This is a genomic window from Streptosporangium roseum DSM 43021 (assembly GCF_000024865.1).
Taxonomy (GTDB): Bacteria; Actinomycetota; Actinomycetes; order Streptosporangiales; family Streptosporangiaceae; genus Streptosporangium; species Streptosporangium roseum.
This window is the reverse complement of the sequence record NC_013595.1, coordinates 419,746-440,222: the sequence shown is the minus strand read 5'-3', so window position 1 is coordinate 440,222 and position 20,477 is coordinate 419,746. Positions and strand designations below refer to the sequence as shown.

Genomic DNA, 20,477 nt, shown 5'->3' with positions numbered 1-20,477 from the left:
CCGATCACCCCTTGTCGAGAGCCAGGTTGAGCCGCAGGACGTTCACGCCCGGCTCGCCCATGAAGCCGAGGGAACGGCCGTCGGTGTTCTCCTCGACGAGCTGCCTGACCTTCTCCACGGGCAGGCCGCGCTCCCTCGCCACCCGGGCCGCCTGCAGCTCCGCGTAGGCGGGTGAGATGTGCGGGTCCAGGCCGGAACCGCTGGCGGTGACCGCGTCGGCGGGCACCACCGCCCGCTGCGAGCCCCGGACCGGCACGGTACGGCCGGCCGCGTAGTCCTCGCCGGGCTTGCCGCACTCCACCTTCACGCCCTGGTACTCGGCGGTGAACGGGACGGCCGGGCAGGCCTGGTTGACGCTGACCGCCCTGACCGGCGCGCCGACCGCCGGGAAGACCTTCAGCACGGCGCCCACGCCGTCGGGGGTGCAGTACGGCCGGGCGCCGCTGACGCCCTCCAGCTCGCCGACGGCCTTGCTGCGGGCACAGACCTGGGTGAGCAGGCTCTGCTTGCCCTCGTCGGGCCCGCCCTCGTCGTCCTTGGCGCCCGGGACCGGCAGGACGTCCACGACGTCCTCGGGGCCCAGGTTGCTCGCGGAGGTGGAGAGCATGTCGTAGCCGTCGCCGGCCGCCGACGGGCGGCTCTGGAAGTACTTCCCGACCGGGTTGCCGTCGGCGTCGGTGAACTTCTGGCCGACGAGCGCGCTGCCGACGTCCTTGCCGTCCTTCTGGACGATCGAGCCGTTGGCGTTGCCGCCGAAGACGGCCTGGGCGACCCCGGTGACCAGCAGCGGGTAGGCCGCGCCGAGGATCAGGGTGAGGACGAGCAGCGCGCGGAGCGCGGCGAGGTGCTGGCGGATCCAGCTGGGCAGGCGTTCCATTTATGACATCCCCGGAAGGAACTGGATGAGAAGATCGATGATCTTGATCCCGGCGAACGGGACGACGATGCCGCCCAGGCCGTAGAGGTAGAGGTTGCGGCCGAGCAGTTTCGAGGCGCTGGAGGGGCGGTAGCGGACGCCGCGCAGGGCCAGCGGGATCAGCGCCACGATGACGAGCGCATTGAAGATCACCGCGGCCAGGATCGCCGACTGCGGGCTGGTCAGGCGCATGATGTTCAGCGCGTCCAGCCCCGGGTACACCGCGGCGAACATCGCGGGGATGATCGCGAAGTACTTGGCGATGTCGTTGGCGATGGAGAAGGTCGTCAGCGCGCCGCGCGTGATGAGCAGCTGCTTGCCGATCTCGACGATCTCGATGAGCTTGGTCGGGTTGGAGTCGAGGTCGACCATGTTGCCGGCCTCCTTCGCCGCCGACGTGCCGGTGTTCATCGCCACGCCGACGTCGGCCTGCGCGAGCGCGGGCGCGTCGTTGGTACCGTCGCCGGTCATGGCGACCAGCCGGCCGCCCTCCTGCTCCCTCTTGATCAGGGCGAGCTTGTCCTCGGGAGTGGCCTCGGCGAGGAAGTCGTCGACCCCGGCCTCGTCGGCGATGGCCTTGGCGGTCAGCGGGTTGTCACCGGTGATCATGACGGTGCGGATGCCCATCCGGCGCATCTCGTCGAACCGCTCGCGCATGCCCTGCTTGACGACGTCCTTGAGGTGGATGACGCCCAGCACGCGCGCCTTGCCGTCGACGACCTGGCCGACCACCAGCGGGGTGCCGCCCGAGCCGGAGATGGCGTCCACGATGGCGCCGACCTCGTCGGTGGGGTGCCCGCCGTTCTCGCGGACCCACTTCATGACCGCGGTCGCCGCGCCCTTGCGGACCTGGCGGCCGTCCACGTTCACCCCCGACATCCGGGTCTGCGCGGTGAACTGCACCCACTCGGCGTGCGCCAGCTCGCCGGCCTCCCGCTCGCGCAGGCCGTACGCCTGCTTGGCGTAGACCACGATCGAGCGGCCCTCGGGGGTCTCGTCGGAGAGGCTGGCGAGCTGGGCGGCGGTGGCGAGCTCGTCGACGGAGACGCCCGGCGCCGGGACGAACTCCGAGGCCTGCCGGTTGCCCAGGGTGATGGTGCCGGTCTTGTCCAGCAGCAGGGTGCTGACGTCGCCGGCGGCCTCGACGGCCCGGCCGCTCATCGCCAGCACGTTGCGCTGGACCAGGCGGTCCATGCCCGCGATGCCGATCGCGCTCAGCAGCGCGCCGATCGTGGTCGGGATGAGGCAGACCAGCAGCGAGACCAGCACGATGCCCGTGACGCCGTCGCCGGTCAGGGCGAGCGAGTCGGGGATGCCGGGGTTGACGGCCTTGGAGTAGACGGCCAGCGGCTGCATGGTGACGGTGGCGACCAGGAAGATGATCGTCAGCGCGGCCAGGAGGATGTTGAGCGCGATCTCGTTGGGCGTCTTCTGCCGGTTCGCGCCCTCGACGAGGGCGATCATCCGGTCGATGAAGCTCTCGCCCGGCTTCTGGGTGATCTGGACGATGATCCGGTCGGAGAGCACCTTGGTGCCGCCGGTCACCGCCGAACGGTCGCCGCCGGACTCGCGGATCACCGGCGCGGACTCTCCGGTGATGGCCGACTCGTCGACGCTGGCGATGCCCTCGACCACGTCGCCGTCACCGGGGATGATCTCCCCGGCCTCCACGACCACGAAGTCTCCCTGCCTCAGCTCGGACGCGCCGACGTCGTCCCACCGGCCGGGGTCTCCCCGGTCGGGGAGCCTGCGGGCGGTGGTGTCGCGCTTGGCGGCGCGCAGGGTGGCGGCCTGCGCCTTGCCCCGGCCCTCGGCCACGGCCTCGGCCAGGTTGGCGAAGACCACCGTGAGCCAGAGCCACACGACGATCGCCCAGGCGAAGAACGACGGGTCGGCGACCGCGAGCACGGTGGAGAACACCGCGCCGATCTCGACGATCAGCATGACCGGGTTGCGCCACATGTGCACGGGGTTCAGCTTGGCGAGGGCGGCGGGCAGCGACCTGACGAGCTGGGCGGGGTCGAGCAGCCCGCCGCCGACCTTCTTCCGCGGAGCGGGGGTACGGCCCGGCGCTTCGATCACGGGGGTGGACATCAGTGGATTCCTTCTGCGAGTGGTCCGAGCGCCAGAGCCGGGAGGAAGGTCAGGGCGACGAGGACGATCGTCACGCCGACGACCATGCCGACGAACTGCGGCCGGTGCGTGGGCAGCGTGCCCGCCGACTCCGGGACCGGTGCCTGTCTGGCCAGCGATCCGGCCAGGGCCAGCACGAAGATGATCGGCAGGAAGCGGCCGGACGCCATGCACAGGCCGAGCGCGGTGTCGTACCACGGGGTGTTGACGGTGATGCCACCGAAGGCGGAGCCGTTGTTGTTGGAAGCGCTGGTGAAGGCGTAGAGGACCTCCGACAGGCCGTGCGGCCCCCCGTTGAGCATGCTCGCCCGCTGCTCCGCCGAACCCATGGCCAGGGCCGTGCCGATCAGCACCAGGACCGGGGTGACCAGGAAGTACATCGACGCGAGCTTGATCTCACGGGCGCTGATCTTCTTGCCGAGATACTCGGGGGTCCGGCCGACCATGAGCCCGGCCACGAAGACCGTGATCACCGCCAGCACGAGCATGCCGTACAGGCCCGCGCCCACCCCGCCCGGCGCGACCTCGCCCAGCATCATGTTGAACATCGTCATCATGCCGCCGAGCGGGGTGTAGGAGTCGTGGAAGGAGTTGACCGCGCCGGTCGAGGTGAGCGTGGTCGCCGCGGCGAAGGTGGCGGAGTTCGACACGCCGAACCGCATCTCCTTGCCCTCCATCGCCGCGCCGACGGCCTGCGGGACGGTGGCGCCGCCGGACAGCTCGAACACGTTGGTCAGCGCGACGCTGGCCAGGGCGAGGGTGGCCATCACGGCGACGATCGCGTAGCCCTGCCTGACCTGGCCGACCATCCTGCCGAAGGTGCGCGGCATCGCGAACGGGATGAGCAGGATCAGGAAGATCTCGACCCAGTCCGTCCAGGGCGCCGCGTTCTCGAACGGGTGGGCCGAGTTGGCGTTGTAGAAGCCGCCGCCGTTGGTGCCGAGTACCTTGATGACCTCCTGGCTGGCCACCGGGCCGCCGGTGATCGCCTGCCGGCCGCCCGTCAGGGTCGTCACGGTGTGCGGCTCGGCGAAGTTCTGGATCAGCCCTCCGGCCACCAGCACGATCGCGCCGACGAACGCGATGGGCAGCAGGATGCGGACCGTGCCGCGGACCAGGTCCACCCAGAAGTTGCCGAGGTTCTCGGTCCGGCTCCTGGCGAACCCGCGTACCAGCGCGACCGCCACGGCCATGCCGACCGAGGCCGAGACGAAGTTCTGCACGGCCAGGCCGGCCATCTGCACCAGGTGGCCCATCGTGGACTCGCCCGAGTAGGCCTGCCAGTTGGTGTTGGTCACGAAGCTGATCGCGGTGTTCCACGCGACATGGTCGGTGACGGGGGGCACCCCCAGGGAGAGGAACAGCTTGTCCTGCAGGCGCTGCAGGCCGTACAGGAAGAGGACCGAGATCAGCGAGAACGCCAGCACGCCGCGGGCGTAGACGCTCCATCGCTGCTCGGTGTCCGGCCGGACGCCGATGGCCCGGTAGACCACCCGCTCGACGGCGGTGTGTTTGGTGCCGGTGTAGACGCGGTACATGTAGTCGCCCAGCGGCCGGTGGGTCAGGACCAGCGCGAGGACGAGGGATCCGATGAACAGGATCCCGGCGAGGGTGGGGCTCATCAGAAGCGCTCCGGGAAGAGCAGGGCCGCGATCATGAAGATCACCAGGCCGACGGCCACCACCAGGCCAATGGCGTTGACAGCGCTCACAGGCGCTCCACCGCCTTCACGACGAGCCCGAAGATCACGAAAATCGCGATCGTCAGGGCGACGAAGATGACGTCTGCCATCCCCACTCCTCAAATCCGGAAATGTTCTTGCACCGTCAGACGGGCGGCACATAAGCAGCAAATCGTGGATTTATCGCCGCAAAGCACTTCTTGACGGGTTCCATACGCCGGGTCGGCAAGCTTTGACGCCATCACTACGCGCGGGCCGGAACCACCACGTCACGGCGGCCCGGGGGCACATGCCGATCCGGCCGAGGGCCCCGTCGCGACGGGGCGCTCGGCCGGATGCCGTGTCGGCCTCCGTGACACTCCTCTCATCAAACTTTGAAGTACTCCACCAGAACGGGAGCGAGGGCTTTCATGGACACGTTGTGGTTCTGTCCCTCCAAGGATCGGTGCCGCGCATTGGGCACGGCGTTCGCGACTTCCTGTGCCGCCTGCCGCAGCACCGTGGAACTCCTCTCACCCGCGATCACGAGCGTGGGCACCGTGACCAGTGACAGCTGTCCGGCGGGCAACGAGTAGTCCCCCATCACCGCCGCGTCGTACGGCAGCGTGTGGGCCACCGCCTTGAACCTCGACCACAGGGGGAGGAACGGCAGGCCCACCATGAACACGGCGGGGACGCCGGACACCCTCCTCATGAAGTACTTGGCCGCCGCGCTCCGCCGGCCCGCCGCCACGAGCCGGGTGAGCTGCGCCTGATGGTCGGCCGGCGGCCGGCGGCTGTCGCCCACCACGAACGGCGGCTCGTACAGCGCCAGCCGGTTGATCGCCAGGCCGTGCGCGGCCGCCCTGAGTGCGAGGACCGCCCCGGAGGACAGCCCCCACACCGACGCCGCCCCGCCGACATGCCTGATCAGGGCGTCGAGATCGTCGACCTCCCGTTCGACCGCGTAGGGCGTCGTGTCCCCGCTGTCACCCCGGCCTCGGCGGTCGTAGTTGATGACGGTGAAATGCTGGGACAGCAGCTCGGCCAGCTCCACCAGCCCTGGGAAGGCGCGATAGCTGAACGCTCCGCCCACCAGGATGAGCGGTGGCCCCTGGCCCACCCGGTCGTAGGCGATGGCGACTCCGTCGCTCGAAAGTATCTTGCTGACGGCCATGCCCTTGCTGGATGTCACTTCGGTCATAGATTCTCCTTTTCCGCGATTTCCCCGACGGCCTGCCGGGGGGTCCCGAGCCGTTCTCCGAGAAGTGCGCTCTCCCCGGTCCCATTCCGCCCGTATATTCACCGGCGGATCCGGTACGGCCGGGCGTATATTCACACCGCCCGTCCCTCCGGGACGCGATCGCCCGTTCCCATGCGGATCTGTCGGTCTTGGCAGCGGATTCATTCATTTCTCAACCCCTTTTTCTCGGACCGTTCATTTGTCCTCGCACAGACAACTCTGCGCGTTCCACGGCCCCGGGACCAGGGATGTCAAAGGCAGCATGCTGCCCACCGGTGACCGCTTCCTGCCATGTCCGGCCCGGTGGAGGAGAATCGATCCCAATTCGTTCCGGGGAATTGGCCGTGCCGTCCGGACCCGCCACGCAAAAGCCCCCGCGCAAAGGCCGGCGCGCGAAGACCCGCCACGCGAGGACCCACCGTGTAAAGGCCCGCCACGCGAAGGGCCCACCACGCGAAGGGCCCACCGGCGCGCGCGGCGCGCCGGTGGGCCCTGTGGTCCGGGGACTCCTCCTGGGAGCCCCGGCTTACTGCTCCGCCTTGATGCTCACGGCTTCACCTCGATGAGGTCGGCGCCGAGGAGGTCGGCCACGGCGCGCAGCTCGGCGGCGCGGTGGCCGGTGCCCAGCGCCCAGTGGTGGGAGATGCCGGTGGCGCTCCAGGCGTCGGTCCACTCCCCGGGGTCGCAGCCGAAGTCGACCCGGGAGGTGGTGTTGCCGATCCGCAGCAGCGGCCCGTCGACGACCTCGCCCTCGGAGACGACGAAGCCGAACCGGCCGTCCGGCCGGTGCAGCAGGCCGAACGCGGTGACCGGGCCGTGCGTGACGTCGAACTCCACCGACACGCCCCAGCCGCGCTTGCCGTGGTAGACGCCCAGCCCGCGCAGCAACGGCCGTTTCGAGCTGATGGCCAGGTGGGCGGGCCCGTCGTGGCCCATCTCGACGTGCCCGCGGGCGAAGTCGAGCGCCTGGAGCTCGGTGAACGAGCCGCCCCCGCCGAGGCGGTCCATGATGAGCATGGCCAGCGAGGTGCGCAGCTCGTACTCCCCGGCCGACGGGACGCCGCGGGCGGTGAGCAGCGACGCGCCGAGGATCATCCCGGCGCCGAGCCGCTCGTGGATCTCGCCGTCCAGGCCCCGGTGGTAGTAGGCCAGGCTGTCGAGGGCGAAGTCCTCGACGAGCCGGTCCAGGCCGACCGATACCCGGGCGGCCCAGGAGAAGTCGTCGCCGTTGACCGTGTCGGCCAGCTCGAAGACGTCCCGGGCCAGGTCCATGCGCTCCGTGACCTCGGCGTCGGTCACCTTCTCCACCCGCACCCGCAGGTCGTCGAACTCCAGCACCTCGACATGGCCGCCGAGGTTCGCCGGGACCAGGGTGAGGTCGGTGGCCACGTCGAGCATGCCCGGGTAGAGGTGGCCCATCAGGCCGTGCCGCCCGCGCCGGAGCGCGGCCCGCACCCCGGCGGCCTTGACCCACCGACCGATCTTCGCCCAGGCCCGCTCGTCCTCCAGGTAACCGGAGACCGAGCGGAACGGGATGCCGCAGCGGATGAAGGTGTTGGCCATCTCCGGCAGCGGGCAGGCCCCGCAGTAGGCCAGCCACTGGCCGGTGTCGAAGGTGGCGTGGTCCATCGACTCGGTCGGCTGCAGGTTGATCAGCAGCACCGGCGCACCGCTGCGCTGCGCGACCGGGAGCAGCATGGTGGCGGTCATGTAGGTGGTGAGGAAGCCGACGATGATGTCGCAGCCGGCCGCGCGGAGCTTCTCGGCCGCGACGGCGCCCTCCTGGGCGTCGGAGATGAAACCGACGTCCACCACCTCGCAGCCGAGGGCCCGCATCCGCTCCGAGACGCGCTCGGAGGAATGCCGCAGCTGCGGCAGCAGGTCGGGGAACTGCGGCCAGTAGGCTCCGAGGCCTCCGGCGACGAGCCCCACCTTGGTACGGGGAGCGGTGATCCTGGACAGCTCGGCACGCATGACGTTCTCCTCTTGCCGGGTTACCGGGGAATCTCGGGGTTACCGCAGGAAGGCCGCGGCGACACCGGCGTCGACGGGGATGTGCAGGCCGGTGGTGAGCGACAGCTCTCCGCCGGTGAGGGCGAAGACGGCCGCGGCGATGTGCTCGGGCAGCACCTCGCGCTTGAGCAGGGTCCGCTGGGCGTAGAACTCGCCGAGCTTGTCCTCCGGCACGCCGTAGACCGCCGCCCGGTTGGCGCCCCACCCGGAGGCGAAGATCCCGGATCCGCGCACGACGCCGTCGGGGTTGACGCCGTTGACCCGGATGCCGAATCCGCCCAGCTCGGCGGCGAGCAGCCGGACCTGGTGGGCCTGGTCGGCCTTGGCGGCGCCGTACGCGACGTTGTTGGGTCCGGCGAAGACCGCGTTCTTGGAGGAGATGTAGACGATGTCCCCGCCCATGCCCTGGTCGATCATCACGCGGGCGCTCTCCCTGGAGACCAGGAACGAGCCGCGGGCCATCACGTCGTGCTGCAGATCCCAGTCGGCGACGCTGGTCTCCAGCAGGGACCGCGACAGCGACAGCCCGGCGTTGTTGACGATCAGGTCGACCCCGCCGAAGGCCAGCACCGCCTGCCGGAGGGCCGCGACGACCTGCTCCTCGTCGGTGACGTCCACCTGTACGGCCGTCGCGACGTCCTCGGGCCGGTAGGCCTTGGCGCCCAGCTCGGCGGCGACCTTCTCGGCGGCGGCGAGGTCGCGGTCGGCGACGACCACGCAGGCCCCCTCGGCCGCCAGCCGCCGGGCGGTGGCGGCGCCGATGCCCGACCCGCCCCCGGTGACCAGTGCGACCCGGGTGGCCAGCGGCTTCGGTGCGGGCATCCGGCGGAGCTTGGCCTCCTCCAGCTCCCAGTACTCGATGCGGAACTTCTCCGACTCCTCGATCGGCGCGTAGGACGACACCGCCTCGGCACCGCGCATGACGTTGATCGCGTTGACGTAGAACTCGCCCGCCACCCGGGCGGTCTGCTTGTCCTTGCCGAAGGAGAACATGCCCACGCCGGGGACCAGCACGATCGCCGGGTCCGCGCCGCGCATCGGCGGCGAGTCCGCCGTGGCGTGGCGCCGGTAGTAGGCCGCGTAGTCCTCCCGGTAGGCGGCGTGCAGCTCGCGCAGCCGTACGGCCACCTCTTCGAGGGGCGCGTCGCCGGGCAGGTCGATCACGAGCGGGGCGACCTTGGTGCGCAGGAAGTGGTCGGGGCAGGAGGTGCCGAGCGCGGCCAGCTCGGGGTGGCGCTCGCGGGACAGGAAGTCCAGGACCTCGGGGGTGGCGGTGTAGTGGCCGACCTGCGGCAGGTCCGTGCTCGCCAGGCCCCTGAGGAGGGGGAACAGCGCCGCCGCGCGCTCCCGCCGGGCGGCTTCCGCCAGCGGCTCGCGGATGACCGGGCCGAACGGCTCGGGCCTGCCGTGCTCGGCGAGGTAGGCCTCGGCGGTGCGGATGATGTCCAGCGAGTTGGCCTCGCATTCGGCAGAGGTCTCGCCCCAGGCGGTGATGCCGTGGCCGCCGAGGACGCAGCCGATGGCCTGCGGGTTGGCGTCCTTGATCGCGGCGATGTCCAGGCCGAGCTGGAAGCCGGGGCGGCGCCAGGGCACCCAGACCACCCGGTCGCCGAAGATCCGCGTCGTCAGCTCCCGTCCGTCGGCGGCGGTGGCGATCGCGATGCCGGCGTCCGGGTGCAGGTGGTCCACGTGCGCGGCCTCGACGAGGCCGTGCATGGCGGTGTCGATCGACGGCGCCGCGCCTCCCTTGCCGAAGGCGCAGAAGTCGAACGCGGCGACCATCTCGTCCTCGCGCTCCACCCCCGGGTACACCTCGGTGAGCGCCCGCAGCCGGTCCAGCCGCAGTACGGCCAGGCCGCCCTCGGCCAGCGTGCCCAGGTCGCCGCCGGACCCCTTGACCCACATCAGGTCCACGTCGGATCCGGTCACCGGATCGACGGCGACGCCCTTGGCCGACGTGTTGCCGCCCGCGAAGTTGGTGTTGCGCGGATCGGAGCCGAGCGCGTGCGACCGCTGCAGCAGCTTCTCAACCGGCGAAGTCATGAAATATCCCCCAACGTGTGAACAGTGAACTCACGATGCGCCCTTCCGCGTCTCACCGCGGGCGCACCGGCGGGACGGGACGCGGACGTCAGGCGCCCCAGCCCGCCTGGGTGCCGCCGACCCGCTCGGCGGCGATCTTCTCGAAGTAGCCGGAACGGGCGTAGGCGGCCATTGGGTCGGGATCGAGGCCCATCTCCTGGCGCAGCTCGGCCAGGAGCGGCCGGACGTCGGTGTTGTAGGCGTCCATCAGCACGGCGTTGGCGGCCAGCACGTCGCCCTCGGCCTGGGCCGCGGCCAGCGCGTCCGCGTCGACCCGCAGCGCCTTGGCCGTGGCCTCCTGGATGTTCATCACCGACCGGATCTGGCCGGGGATCTTCGGCTCGATGTTGTGGCACTGGTCGAGCATGAACGCCACTCCCTGCTCCGGCCCGCCGTGCCGTCCGGAGAGGGCGCCGCCGCGGATCACCTCGTACATGATCCGGAAGAGCTGGAACGGGTCGGCCGCGCCGACCATCAGGTCGTCGTCGGCGTAGAAGCGGGAGTTGAAATCGAACCCGCCGAGCTTGCCCTCCCGGAGCAGGAACGCCACGATGAACTCGATGTTGGTGCCCGGCGCGTGGTGCCCGGTGTCCACCACCACCTGTGCCTTGTCACCCAGCCGCAGGCAGTGCGCGTAGGCGGTGCCCCAGTCGGGCACGTCGGTCACGTAGAAGGCGGGCTCGAACAGCTTGTACTCCAGCAGGAACCGCTGTCCCTCGCCCAGCCGCCCGTAGACGGCCGACAGCGCCTCGGCCAGCCGGTCCTGCCGGGAGCGGATGTCGTCCTGGCCGGGATAGTTGGTGCCGTCGGAGAACCACAGCTTCAGCGTGTCGGACCCGGTGGCGTCCATGACGTCCACGCAGGCCAGCAGGTGGTCCAGGGCCTTGCGCCGCACCGCCGGGTCGGGGTTGGTGACGCTGCCCAGCCGGTAGTCGTCGTCCTGGAAGACGTTGGAGTTGATCGCGCCGATCCGCACGCCCACCTCGGACGCGTGCCGGGCCAGGTCGGCGTAGTCGTCGACCCTGTCCCACGGGATGTGCAGCGCCACCGTCGGCGCGACCCCGGTGAAGGCGTGCACCTGGGCCGCGTCGGCCAGCTTCTCGTAGGGGTCCCGCGGCACGCCCCGCTGGGCGAACACCTTGAACCGGGTGCCGCTGTTGCCGTACGCCCACGACGGGGTCTCGATGGCCTGCGCCCGTAGCGTGGCCCTGATGTCGCTCAAGAAAGGCTCCTCGCCGGGTACGGCGTGCGCGACCTGGGCGCATGCCGTACCCACGTCGTCCGTCAGAAGTCGAACTCGTCGATGTTGTCGGCCTTGAAGACGAACGGCGCGCCGAGGATGACCTCGCCGTCCTCGCCGATCGTGTACTCGCCGAGCTTCCCGGCCTTGAACTTCTCGCCCTCGGCGCCGGTGATCGGGCCCGAGGCGAGCGCGGCGGCGGAGTAGCCGGCCAGGTAGCCCAGGTCCTTGGGGTTCCACAGGGCGAACTGCTGCACGGCGCCGAACGCCTTGCCCACCCCGGCCGGGACCAGGACCGGAGGGGCCTGTTCGGGGGGTGGCCCGAACGGCGCCTCCCCTCTGCCCGGCTCAGTCACCGCGCCCCACCCCTTCCCTGACCTAAAACGTTTTAGAGAGTTGACGGGACGCTAATCCCAGGATCCGGCCATGTCAATGGGGTGCGAAGGGCCCGTTTCCAATGCGTTACCTCTCTCATCAGGGACGGAGTGGCGCCCGGCTGGGCAGCGTGTTTGGATAAGGTCACCGCCAGACGGCATAACACGTTTTAATAGAGACCGATCCGAGGAGGGTAGTTGGGGACTGTCAGCATCAAGGAGGTCGCCCGGCTCGCACGGGTGTCTCCCGCCACGGTCTCGAACGTGCTCAACCGGCCGGAGCGGGTGGCCCCCACGACCCGGGAGCGCGTCAGGCGGGTGATCCACGAGCTCGGCTTCGTCCGGCACGGCTCGGCGTCGACGCTGCGCGCCGGGCACAGCCGGACCATCGGGCTGTCGGTCATGGACATCGGCAACCCGTTCTTCACCGACGTCGCGGCCGGAGCCGAGGACGTCGCCAGCGACCTCGGCTACGCGGTGATCCTCGGCAACTCGGCCGGCTCCCGGTCCAAGGAGGAGCACAACCTGCTCGTCTTCGCCGAGCAGCGGGTGCGCGGCGTGCTCATCACCCCCTCGGACGAGGACCCCGGACCGCTCGACGGGCTGCGCGAGCGCGGCATCAGCGTGGTGCTCGTCGGCCATCCCGCGCACCGGCCCGACCTGTGCTCGGTGACCGTCGACGACGTGGCGGGCGGCCGGCTGGCCGTCGCCCACCTGCTCGACCTCGGCTCGCGGAGGATCGGCTACCTCACCGGCCCGCGGACCATCCGGCAGTGCCTGGACCGGGGGCGCGGCGCCGGCCAGGCCCTGGCCGCCGCGGGCCTCGACCCCGAGACCGTCCTGGAGACGGTGGAGGCGCCGGCCATGACCGCGCGGGCGGGACAGGAGGCGGCCGAACGGCTGATCGTCTCCGGCTGGCTCCCCGAGGCGATCTTCTGCGCCAACGACCTGCTCGCCCTCGGCGTGCTCCGGGGCCTGCTCCAGGCCGGGGTCGAAGTGCCCGGCGACGTGGCCCTGATCGGCTACGACGACATCGACTTCGCGGCGGCCTCGGCGGTGTCGCTCAGCTCGGTCCGGCAGCCCACCTACCGGCTCGGGCAGATCGCCGCCGAGCTGCTGCTGGAGGAGTGCGGCGACCCCGGCGCGCACGCGCACCGGCAGATCATGTTCCAGCCCGAGCTGGTCGTCCGCGAGTCCACCGGCGGGCCGGGCAGGACCGCGGCGACCATCCGACGACGAGCGACGACTTCCTCCCCGGGGCTGAAGCCCGAGGTCTCCACGCTCAAGGAGATTCGATGAACGTTTACGCGGCAGTCGACCTGGGTGCCTCCAGCGGGCGGGTGATGACCGCGCGGATCGACAGCGGGCGGGTGCGCCTCACCGAGGTGCACCGGTTCGCCAACCGCCCGGTCCGGGTCGGCGGCACCCTGCACTGGGACATCCTCGCCCTGCACCGGGGCGTCCTCGACGGGCTGCGCGAGGCCGGGCCGGTCGACTCGGTCGGCATCGACTCCTGGGCGGTCGACTACGGCCTGCTCGACGGCGCCGGAAGGCTCATCGGCAACCCGGTGCACTACCGCGACGAGCGGACCGCCGGGATCATGGAACGGGTGACCGCCGAGGTGGGGGCCGACGCGCTCTACCAGGCCGGCGGCCTGCAGTTCCTGCCGTTCAACACGGTCTACCAGCTACTCGCCGAACGGGACCTCGGACGCGCCGAGACGCTGCTGATGATCCCGGATCTGCTGACCCACTGGCTGACCGGCTCCGTCGGCGCGGAGGCCACCAACGCCTCCACCACCGGGCTGTACGACGTGCGGACCGGCGGCTGGGCCAGGGATCTGACCGAACGGCTGGGCCTGCCCTCCAGGATCCTCCCGGAGCTGCGGCAGCCGGGAGCCGCCGCCGGGACGCTCCGCGCCGAGGTCGCCGCGGAGACCGGGCTGCCCGCCTCGACCCCGGTCACCGCGGTGGCCTCGCACGACACCGCGTCGGCGGTCGCGGCGGTGCCCGCCGACACCGACCGGTTCGCCTACATCTCCTCCGGCACCTGGTCGCTCGTCGGGCTCGAACTCCCCCGGCCCGTCCTGACCCCGGAGAGCCGCCTGGCCAACTTCACCAACGAGGGCGGCCTGGACGGCACCATCCGCTACCTGCGCAACGTGATGGGCCTGTGGATCCTGCAGGAGTGCATGCGCGCCTGGGGCGACTCCGGCCTGTCCGAGCTGCTCGCCGCCGCCGCGCAGGCCCCGCCGTTCCAGGCGGTGTTCGACCCCGACGACCCGGCCTTCCTGCCGCCCGGCGACATGCCCGCCCGGATCGCCGCGTTCTGCGAGCGCACCGGCCAGCGGCCCCCGGCCGGCAGGGCCCAGGTCGTGCGGTGCGTGATGGAGAGCCTCGCCCTCGCCTACCGCCGGGCGGTCCGCGACGCCGTACGGCTCAGCGGCCAGGAGGTGGAGGTCGTGCACGTGGTCGGCGGTGGCGCCCGCAACACGCTGCTCTGCCAGATGACCGCCGACGCGACCGGCCTGCCGGTGGTCGCCGGCCCGGTGGAGGCCGCCGCCCTGGGCAACGCCCTGGTCCAGGCCCGCGCCCAGGGCGCGGTCTCCGACATCCGCGCCCTCGTACGGCAGGGCGAGCGGCTCGTCACCTACCGTCCCAAGGATGAGGAGGAGGCGTGGGCCCGGGCCGAGGCCCGGCTCCCCGGCCGCTGAACGACCCGCCCCTCCCCGCGCCCCGCGCCCCGCGCCCCGGGGCGCGGGGCGCGGGGCCCGGAAACCGGCCCGTCGGCGGCTCGGGCGGGCGACGCGTCCGCCGACGCCCGGCTCGGCGGCGGCTCGGCCGGCGGCGGCTCGGCGGGCGGCACCCCGTGTCTCCAGCCCCGGCAACCGGCCCGCCGGCGGCACCTCCCCTGGACGCCCGGCCCGCCGTCATCGGGCCACCCGGCCCTTCCCCGGCGGCTCGGCGGACCGGTCAGTGGACCGCCTCCCTGACGGACGGCTGGTCGAACTGGGTCCGGTAGAGCTCCTCGTAACGGCCACCGGCGGCGAGGAGGTCGGTGTGCGTGCCGCGCTCCACGATCCGCCCGTCCTCGATCACGAGGATGAGATCCGCGGCCCGGACGGTGGAGAGCCGGTGCGCGATCACCACCGAGGTCCGCCCGGCCAGCGCCTCGCCCAGCGCCTCCTGCACCGCAGCCTCCGAGGTGGAGTCCAGGTGAGCGGTGGCCTCGTCGAGGATCACCACCCTGGGGCGCGCCAGCAGCAGCCGCGCGATCGTCAACCGCTGGCGCTCGCCGCCGGAGAGCCGGTATCCGCGTTCGCCGACGACGGTGTCCAGGCCGTCGGGCAGCGCCTCGACGAGGTCGGCGAGCCGGGCGCGGCGCAGCACCTCCCACAGCTCCTCCTCCGGCGCTTCCGGCCGGGCCAGCAGCAGGTTCGCGCGGATCGACTCGTGGAACAGGTGCCCGTCCTGCGTCACCATCCCGAGCGTCTCGCGGATCGAGTCGGCCGACAGGTCCCGGACGTCCACACCGGACAGGCGCACGGCACCCTCATCGGCGTCGTAGAGCCTCGTGACCAGCTGCGCGATCGTCGACTTCCCCGCGCCCGACGACCCCACCAGCGCCACCATCCGCCCCGGCTCGGCGCGGAACGACACCCCGTGCAGCACCTCGACGCCGCCGCGCGTGTCAAGGGTCGCGACCTCCTCCAGCGACGCGAGCGACACCTTGTCAGCCGACGGGTAGCCGAACCGCACCGCGTCGAACTCCACCGACACCGGCCCCTCGGGCACCCGCCGGGCGTCCGGCTTCTCGGTGATCAGCGGCTTGAGATCCAGCACCTCGAAGACCCTCTCGAAGCTCACCAGCGCGCTCATCATCTCCACCCGCGCACTGGCCAGGGCGGTCAGCGGCGCGTAGAGGCGGGTGAGCAGCAGCGCCATCGCGACGACGGCGCCCGGCTCCAGCTGCCCCCGCAACGCGTAGAAGCCGCCGAGACCGTAGACGACGGCGAGGGCGAGGGCCGAGACCAGCATCAGCGCGGTGACGAACACCGACTGCACCATCGCCGTGCGCACCCCGATGTCGCGCACCCGCCGGGCCCGCGTGAAGAACTCGGCCGACTCGTCGGCGGGCCGGCCGAAGAGCTTCACCAGCGTCGCCCCGGGCGCGGAGAACCGCTCCGTCATCTGCGTGCTCATCGCCGCGTTGTGGTTGGCCGACTCGCGTTCGAGCCGTGCCAGCCGGGTGCCCATCCGCCGCGCGGGCAGGACGAACACCGGCAGCAGCACCAGGGCGAGCAGGGTGATCTGCCAGGAGGTCCCGATCATCACGACGAGCGTGAGCACGAGCGTCACGAGATTGCCGACCACGCCGGAGAGGGTGTCGCTGAAGGCCCGCTGCGCGCCGATGACGTCGTTGTTCAGCCTGCTGACCAGCGCGCCGGTGCGGGTGCGGGTGAAGAAGGCGATCGGCATGCGCTGCACGTGGTCGAAGACCGCGGCGCGCAGGGCGAGGATCAGGCCCTCACCGATGCTCGCCGACAGCCACCGCGTCACCAGCCCGAGCCCGGCCTCCGCCACCGCGATGACGGCGATGAGCGCCGCGAGCCCGACGACGACGTCCACCGCCGCGCCCTGGTCTATGGCGTTGATGACCTGGCCGGCGAGCACGGGGGTCGCGACCGCCAGCGCCGCCGTCACGACGCTGAGCAGCAGGAACCAGATCAGCAGGCGGCGGTGGGGCCGGGCGAACACGGCGATGCGCCGCAGCGCGGCCATGGAGAACGGCCGCCGCTCCTCCTGCGCGTTCATCGCGTGGTAGAGCGATGTCCACGCGGTAACTTCCATGTCCATCGCGTTGTCTCCGAGGTCTGGGGGATGGTTTCCGACGATCCCACGGAGCACCGACAGAATCCCGCCGTGTCCGCGGACCGTCTCCGTGGACACGGCGGATCAGACCGGATGGCCGTAGCGATCGCCACGGTCGCCGCGATCACGCCCTGCTCCGCCGTGGGAGGCCCGCTGGGGATCCACGGCGCCGCCGACGTTCCGGACGGCGTCCTGAGAGGACACTAAGACCTCAACTTAACTTGAGGTCAACCCCCGCCGCCGGCGCCCCCTTCCGACAGCCAAGACAGCCGAAAGGCCCACCTCCCGCCGGGAGGTGGGCCGATGAATCCCGGTTGGGCCGAGGCCACGGGGGCGGCGGCGAGGTGGTCCCGGGACCGCGGGCTCGGGGACGGCCACGGCCTCCGGGACGTCACACCCCGCTACGTCCCGCCGGTCAGGACGTCACCGCGCACTGCCCCCTGTCCTTCTTGACGGGGCCCTCCGCGTTCGGGCGCACGTCGAAGTCGAAGATCTCGGTGGGCAGGTAGAGCGAGCAGCAGGCGTTGGGGATGTCGACGATGCCGCTGATCCGGCCCTCGATGGGCGCCGACCCGAGGAGCAGGTAGGCCTGCTCGCCCGTGTAGCCCCACTTCTTGAGGTATTCGATGGCGTTGAGGCAGGCTCGGCGGTAGGCCACCGTCGCGTCGAGGTAGTAGTTCGTGTTCGTGTCGTGGTCGACCGAGATGCCGATGAACGACATGAACTCGGAGTACCGCGGCTCGACGTTGCCGGGCATGAAGATCGGATTGGTGGTGACGCCGTACTTCTCCATGCCCCCCTTGATGAGGTCCACGTGGAAATCGATGAAGCCCCCCATCTCGATCGCCCCGCAGAAGGTGATCTCGCCGTCGCCCTGGCTGAAGTGCAGGTCCCCTCCCGAGAGCTTGGCGTCCTTCACGTGGACGGGGTAGAAGACGCGTGCCCCGCGCGTGAAGTTCTTGATGTCGTGGTTGCCGCCGTTCTCCCGTGCGGGAACGGTGCGGGCCCCCTCCCTGGCGATCCGGTCGGCCACGTCACCGGTCGCCGTTCCGGCGAGGGCGTTGTCGCGCAGCGGCGGCAGGCCCAGGGCCGGGACCCGGTCGGGGTCGGTGTCGATGAGAGCCTGCTCGCGCTGGTTCCAGCTGGCCAGCAGCTCCGCCGACGGCGCCGTGCCGAACAGCCCGGGGTGGGTGATGCCGGCATACCGGATGCCGGGCAGGTGGCGAGATGTCGCGTATATGCCATGGAAATCCCAGATCGCCTTGTAGGCGTCCGGGAAGTAGTCGGTCAGGAAGCCGCCACCGTTCACCTTGGCGAACACCCCGGTGTAGCCCCAGCCCTGTCCCGGCGCGTCGCCGGTCTGCTGGGGTACCGGACCGAGATCGAGGATGTCGACCACCAGGAGGTCTCCCGGCTCCGCCCCCTCCACCCCGATCGGGCCGCTCAGCATGTGCGCGAGGGTGAGGTCGACGTCTCGCACGTCGTTGGCCGAGTCGTCGTTGTGTAACTGCGCGTCGGTCCATTCCCGGCATTCGACGCGGAACTCGTCCCCAGGTCGCACCATGGCGACCGCGGGTATGTCCGGATGCCATCGGTTGTGACCCGGCACGGCCTGGTCACGCATCGACTTCGACTGGTCCACGCTGAACACGACTTCTGGCATGACGGTTCCTCCTCTTGAATCGGACACGCGGTGATCGGGCGTCGGCGGGTCGCATCACCTCCTCCTCGGCACCGGCCCTCGCCGGGAACGGTTCGCGGGCTAGTGGGCGGTGATCGTCTCACCGCCGGCGGGTCCCGCCCGGCTGGAGAGCGCCCCCCGCTTCCTCGTCAGCGGCCAGAGCGCGCCGAACACCACCACGCCGAACACCAGCAGGAGGGTCGCGATGACGTTCTGGTTCCAGCGCTGCCAGTAGCCGATGAGGATGAGGAACGCCGGGATGGCCCCCGTGACCCATCCCTCGATCGCCGTCACCCAGCCCGTGTAAGTGGTCAGGTGATCGCGCTTCAACCCCAGCAGCAGGAAGAACAGCAGCCACAGGAACGCCCAGTAGAGCCAGATGACGGCGAAGGGCCTGTCATTGAGAACCTGGAAGTTCGCGAACGCGTAGCCGAGCGCCATGATCGCCACGAACAGCGAGAAGTAACCGATTCCGGTGGTGTCGAACCCACCGAGCAGGCCGATCCCCACATACAGGTAGGTGAACCCGAACAGGAAGATCCCCGAAGCACCGAGGATCACGTCCGGCCTGCCGTTGGCGGTGATGATCAACACGATGGGCGTGATCACCTGCAGCGCTCCGACGAAGAGGTTGAAGATGCCCGCGGCCCGCGGGTCGACCTTCCCCAGGAGCATCAGCCCGTTGATGAAGAGCACCGCGCCGACGTAGAGCAGTCCAACTGCTCCCATCCGTGACACCCCCTAGTGCCGGTGATGGGAATTCAAGGTGGGCAACGTGATCCGTCTACGCCATGCGGCGACACGACCGTGCCCATGACCGTGTCAGCCGTGAAGGCGGCTGGATGTCGGCCTTCACCGAGCTCCAGGCGCCACCGGGGGGACGTATGTGGACATGTTGTGCCGCATTCCGCCGCTCACGGGCGCGGCAGGCGCGCCAGGGCCGGGTGTGGCGGCCGTGGAGGGCGCCGGCCGGGGACGCCGGAGACGACCTCGGGCGCATCCCGGCTCCGCTCGTCGCGATCGAGTGCGGCGGACAGCGCCGGATGCACCCGGGAGAAGCCCGGCGGAGAGAAGACCCGAGGGGCGCCGCGCCCGCACGTGGAGCAGTCATGAGACAGCGGCGCGGTCCCTATCGGCAGCCGGACGTCGAACCGTCCGCAATTCCGACAAAGGTATTCATAGGTTGCCATAGGCACCTCCACTCCGCCCGCCCGGGAACGGAGCCATGCGTGCCCGGCTCTCCGGCTGGCGGGACCACGGATCCGCGACGGATCGGGTCGACAATTCCGGACTACCTGAAGCCAACCGGCCTGTCAAGGCCTGAACGGGGCGGCCGCCCCGACCCCCCGGCGCGCATGCCGGAGCGCCGGACCGCAGGTCAGACCTGCTTTCCGGCAACGCCGTCCGCCCCGGGCCCGGCGCGCCCGGCACCTCCGGTCACCCCTCGCCGAACCGCCGTCGTCGTGATCGCCGCGGCGCCGGCCAGGGGCGTGCCGATCCCCTGGTCTACGCCACCGCGGTCAACCTCCGGACGACCGCCTCGGCGACGCCCCTGGCGCTGCCCGGGTTCTGTCCCGTGATCAGACGCCCGTCCTCGACCACATACGGCTCGAACGGCCGGTCGGCCATGCGGTAGTCGGCCCCGAGCTTCTGCAGCTCCTCCTGCAGGTTGTAGGGGACGGCGTCCGCCCTGTCCGCCAGCTCCTCCTCGGGCCAGGAGAATCCGGTGACCCGTTTCCCCTTTACCAGGGGATCTCCATTTCCGAGTGTCACGTTGAGAAGGCCGGTCCCGCCGTGGCAGACGGTCGATACGATTCTGTCCGACTCGTAAAATCCGGCCATGAGATCTTCCAGGTCGCGACTCTGCGGGAAGTCGAACATGACCCCGTGCCCTCCGGTGAGATAGATGGCGTCGTAGTCTTCGAGATTCACCTCCGAGATCTTCTTGGTGTCTTCGAGAAGGTCCATGAACTTTCTGTCCCTGTAGCGCTTCTCGGTGCCCAGCTCCGCCAGGACCTCGTGGGAGAGGCTCTCCGGGTCGAGCGGGATCTTCCCGCCGAGCGGGCTCGCGATGTCCATGGGGATCCCCGCCTGCTCGGCGACGTCCCAGAAGTGCGTCAACTCCCCGAGCCACAGTCCTGTCCTCATGCCGACTTTCTCGTACTCGCCGACGTTGGTGACGATGACCAGGATTTTCTTCGTTGCGGCCATGATTTTGATCCCCGCTTGGTGCGTGAATACGCTTTTCCGGGCGGACTGCCAC

At 70.6% G+C, this 20,477-nt stretch carries 16 protein-coding genes; 2 read left to right on the top strand and 14 right to left on the bottom strand.

The window, feature by feature from the left end:
* Positions 1-4: 4 nt before the first annotated feature.
* The 9 genes from SROS_RS02035 to SROS_RS02000 form a co-directional block, all read right to left on the bottom strand.
* Positions 5-877 carry a potassium-transporting ATPase subunit C gene (locus SROS_RS02035; RefSeq protein ID WP_012887208.1) on the bottom strand — a complete coding sequence of 291 codons (873 nt, stop codon included), beginning with the start codon at positions 875-877 and terminating at the stop codon, positions 5-7.
* Entirely contained in the window at positions 878-3,010 is a 2,133-nt protein-coding gene (kdpB, locus tag SROS_RS02030) for a potassium-transporting ATPase subunit KdpB (protein ID WP_012887207.1), read from the bottom strand. It lies immediately after the preceding gene.
* A complete protein-coding gene (kdpA, locus tag SROS_RS02025) occupies positions 3,010-4,671 on the bottom strand; it encodes a potassium-transporting ATPase subunit KdpA (protein WP_012887206.1) in 1,662 nt (553 codons plus the stop codon). Before kdpA ends, kdpB begins: the two co-directional genes overlap by 1 nt.
* On the bottom strand, positions 4,671-4,760 hold the full coding sequence (gene kdpF / locus SROS_RS49120; protein ID WP_052316848.1) for a K(+)-transporting ATPase subunit F: 90 nt from the start codon (positions 4,758-4,760) through the stop codon (positions 4,671-4,673). The genes kdpA and kdpF overlap by 1 nt, the downstream gene beginning before the upstream one ends.
* A gap of 337 nt (positions 4,761-5,097) precedes the next feature.
* Positions 5,098-5,913: an alpha/beta fold hydrolase gene (locus SROS_RS02020; protein ID WP_012887205.1), complete on the bottom strand. Its 816-nt coding sequence runs from the start codon at positions 5,911-5,913 to the stop codon at positions 5,098-5,100.
* Between the two features lie 585 nt (positions 5,914-6,498).
* Positions 6,499-7,926, bottom strand: coding sequence for an L-fucose/L-arabinose isomerase family protein (locus SROS_RS02015; protein ID WP_012887204.1), 1,428 nt, complete (start codon positions 7,924-7,926; stop codon positions 6,499-6,501).
* A gap of 39 nt (positions 7,927-7,965) precedes the next feature.
* Positions 7,966-10,008 carry a bifunctional rhamnulose-1-phosphate aldolase/short-chain dehydrogenase gene (locus tag SROS_RS02010; protein WP_012887203.1) on the bottom strand — a complete coding sequence of 681 codons (2,043 nt, stop codon included), beginning with the start codon at positions 10,006-10,008 and terminating at the stop codon, positions 7,966-7,968.
* Positions 10,009-10,096: 88 nt separating this feature from the next.
* Entirely contained in the window at positions 10,097-11,269 is a 1,173-nt protein-coding gene (gene rhaI, locus SROS_RS02005; protein WP_012887202.1) for an L-rhamnose isomerase, read from the bottom strand.
* Positions 11,270-11,331: 62 nt separating this feature from the next.
* The gene (locus SROS_RS02000; protein WP_043651150.1) at positions 11,332-11,643 is read right to left on the bottom strand and encodes a type 1 periplasmic-binding domain-containing protein; all 312 of its coding nucleotides are present in this window, start codon (positions 11,641-11,643) and stop codon (positions 11,332-11,334) included.
* A 216-nt stretch (positions 11,644-11,859) separates the two neighbouring features.
* Here SROS_RS02000 and SROS_RS01995 point away from each other — a divergent pair, with 216 nt between their 5' ends.
* Positions 11,860-12,960, top strand: a complete 1,101-nt coding sequence (locus SROS_RS01995; protein WP_012887201.1) for a LacI family DNA-binding transcriptional regulator — start codon at positions 11,860-11,862, stop codon at positions 12,958-12,960.
* Entirely contained in the window at positions 12,957-14,375 is a 1,419-nt protein-coding gene (locus SROS_RS01990) for a rhamnulokinase (protein ID WP_012887200.1), read from the top strand. The genes SROS_RS01995 and SROS_RS01990 overlap by 4 nt, the downstream gene beginning before the upstream one ends.
* Before the next feature lie 259 nt (positions 14,376-14,634).
* Here the strand turns inward: SROS_RS01990 and SROS_RS01985 are convergent, their stop codons facing one another.
* The 5 genes from SROS_RS01985 to SROS_RS01970 form a co-directional block, all read right to left on the bottom strand.
* The gene (locus tag SROS_RS01985; protein ID WP_012887199.1) at positions 14,635-16,518 is read right to left on the bottom strand and encodes an ABC transporter ATP-binding protein; all 1,884 of its coding nucleotides are present in this window, start codon (positions 16,516-16,518) and stop codon (positions 14,635-14,637) included.
* A 430-nt stretch (positions 16,519-16,948) separates the two neighbouring features.
* Positions 16,949-18,196 carry a formamidase gene (gene fmdA / locus SROS_RS01980; RefSeq protein WP_012887197.1) on the bottom strand — a complete coding sequence of 416 codons (1,248 nt, stop codon included), beginning with the start codon at positions 18,194-18,196 and terminating at the stop codon, positions 16,949-16,951.
* Positions 18,197-18,295: 99 nt separating this feature from the next.
* A complete protein-coding gene (locus SROS_RS01975; RefSeq protein ID WP_012887196.1) occupies positions 18,296-18,943 on the bottom strand; it encodes an AmiS/UreI family transporter in 648 nt (215 codons plus the stop codon).
* 185 nt (positions 18,944-19,128) lie between these two features.
* The gene (locus SROS_RS54335) at positions 19,129-19,404 is read right to left on the bottom strand and encodes an FmdB family zinc ribbon protein (RefSeq protein WP_081453009.1); all 276 of its coding nucleotides are present in this window, start codon (positions 19,402-19,404) and stop codon (positions 19,129-19,131) included.
* A 316-nt stretch (positions 19,405-19,720) separates the two neighbouring features.
* Positions 19,721-20,425 (bottom strand): type 1 glutamine amidotransferase domain-containing protein, encoded by a 705-nt coding sequence (locus SROS_RS01970; protein WP_012887194.1) that lies wholly within the window; start codon positions 20,423-20,425, stop codon positions 19,721-19,723.
* Positions 20,426-20,477 lie beyond the last annotated feature (52 nt).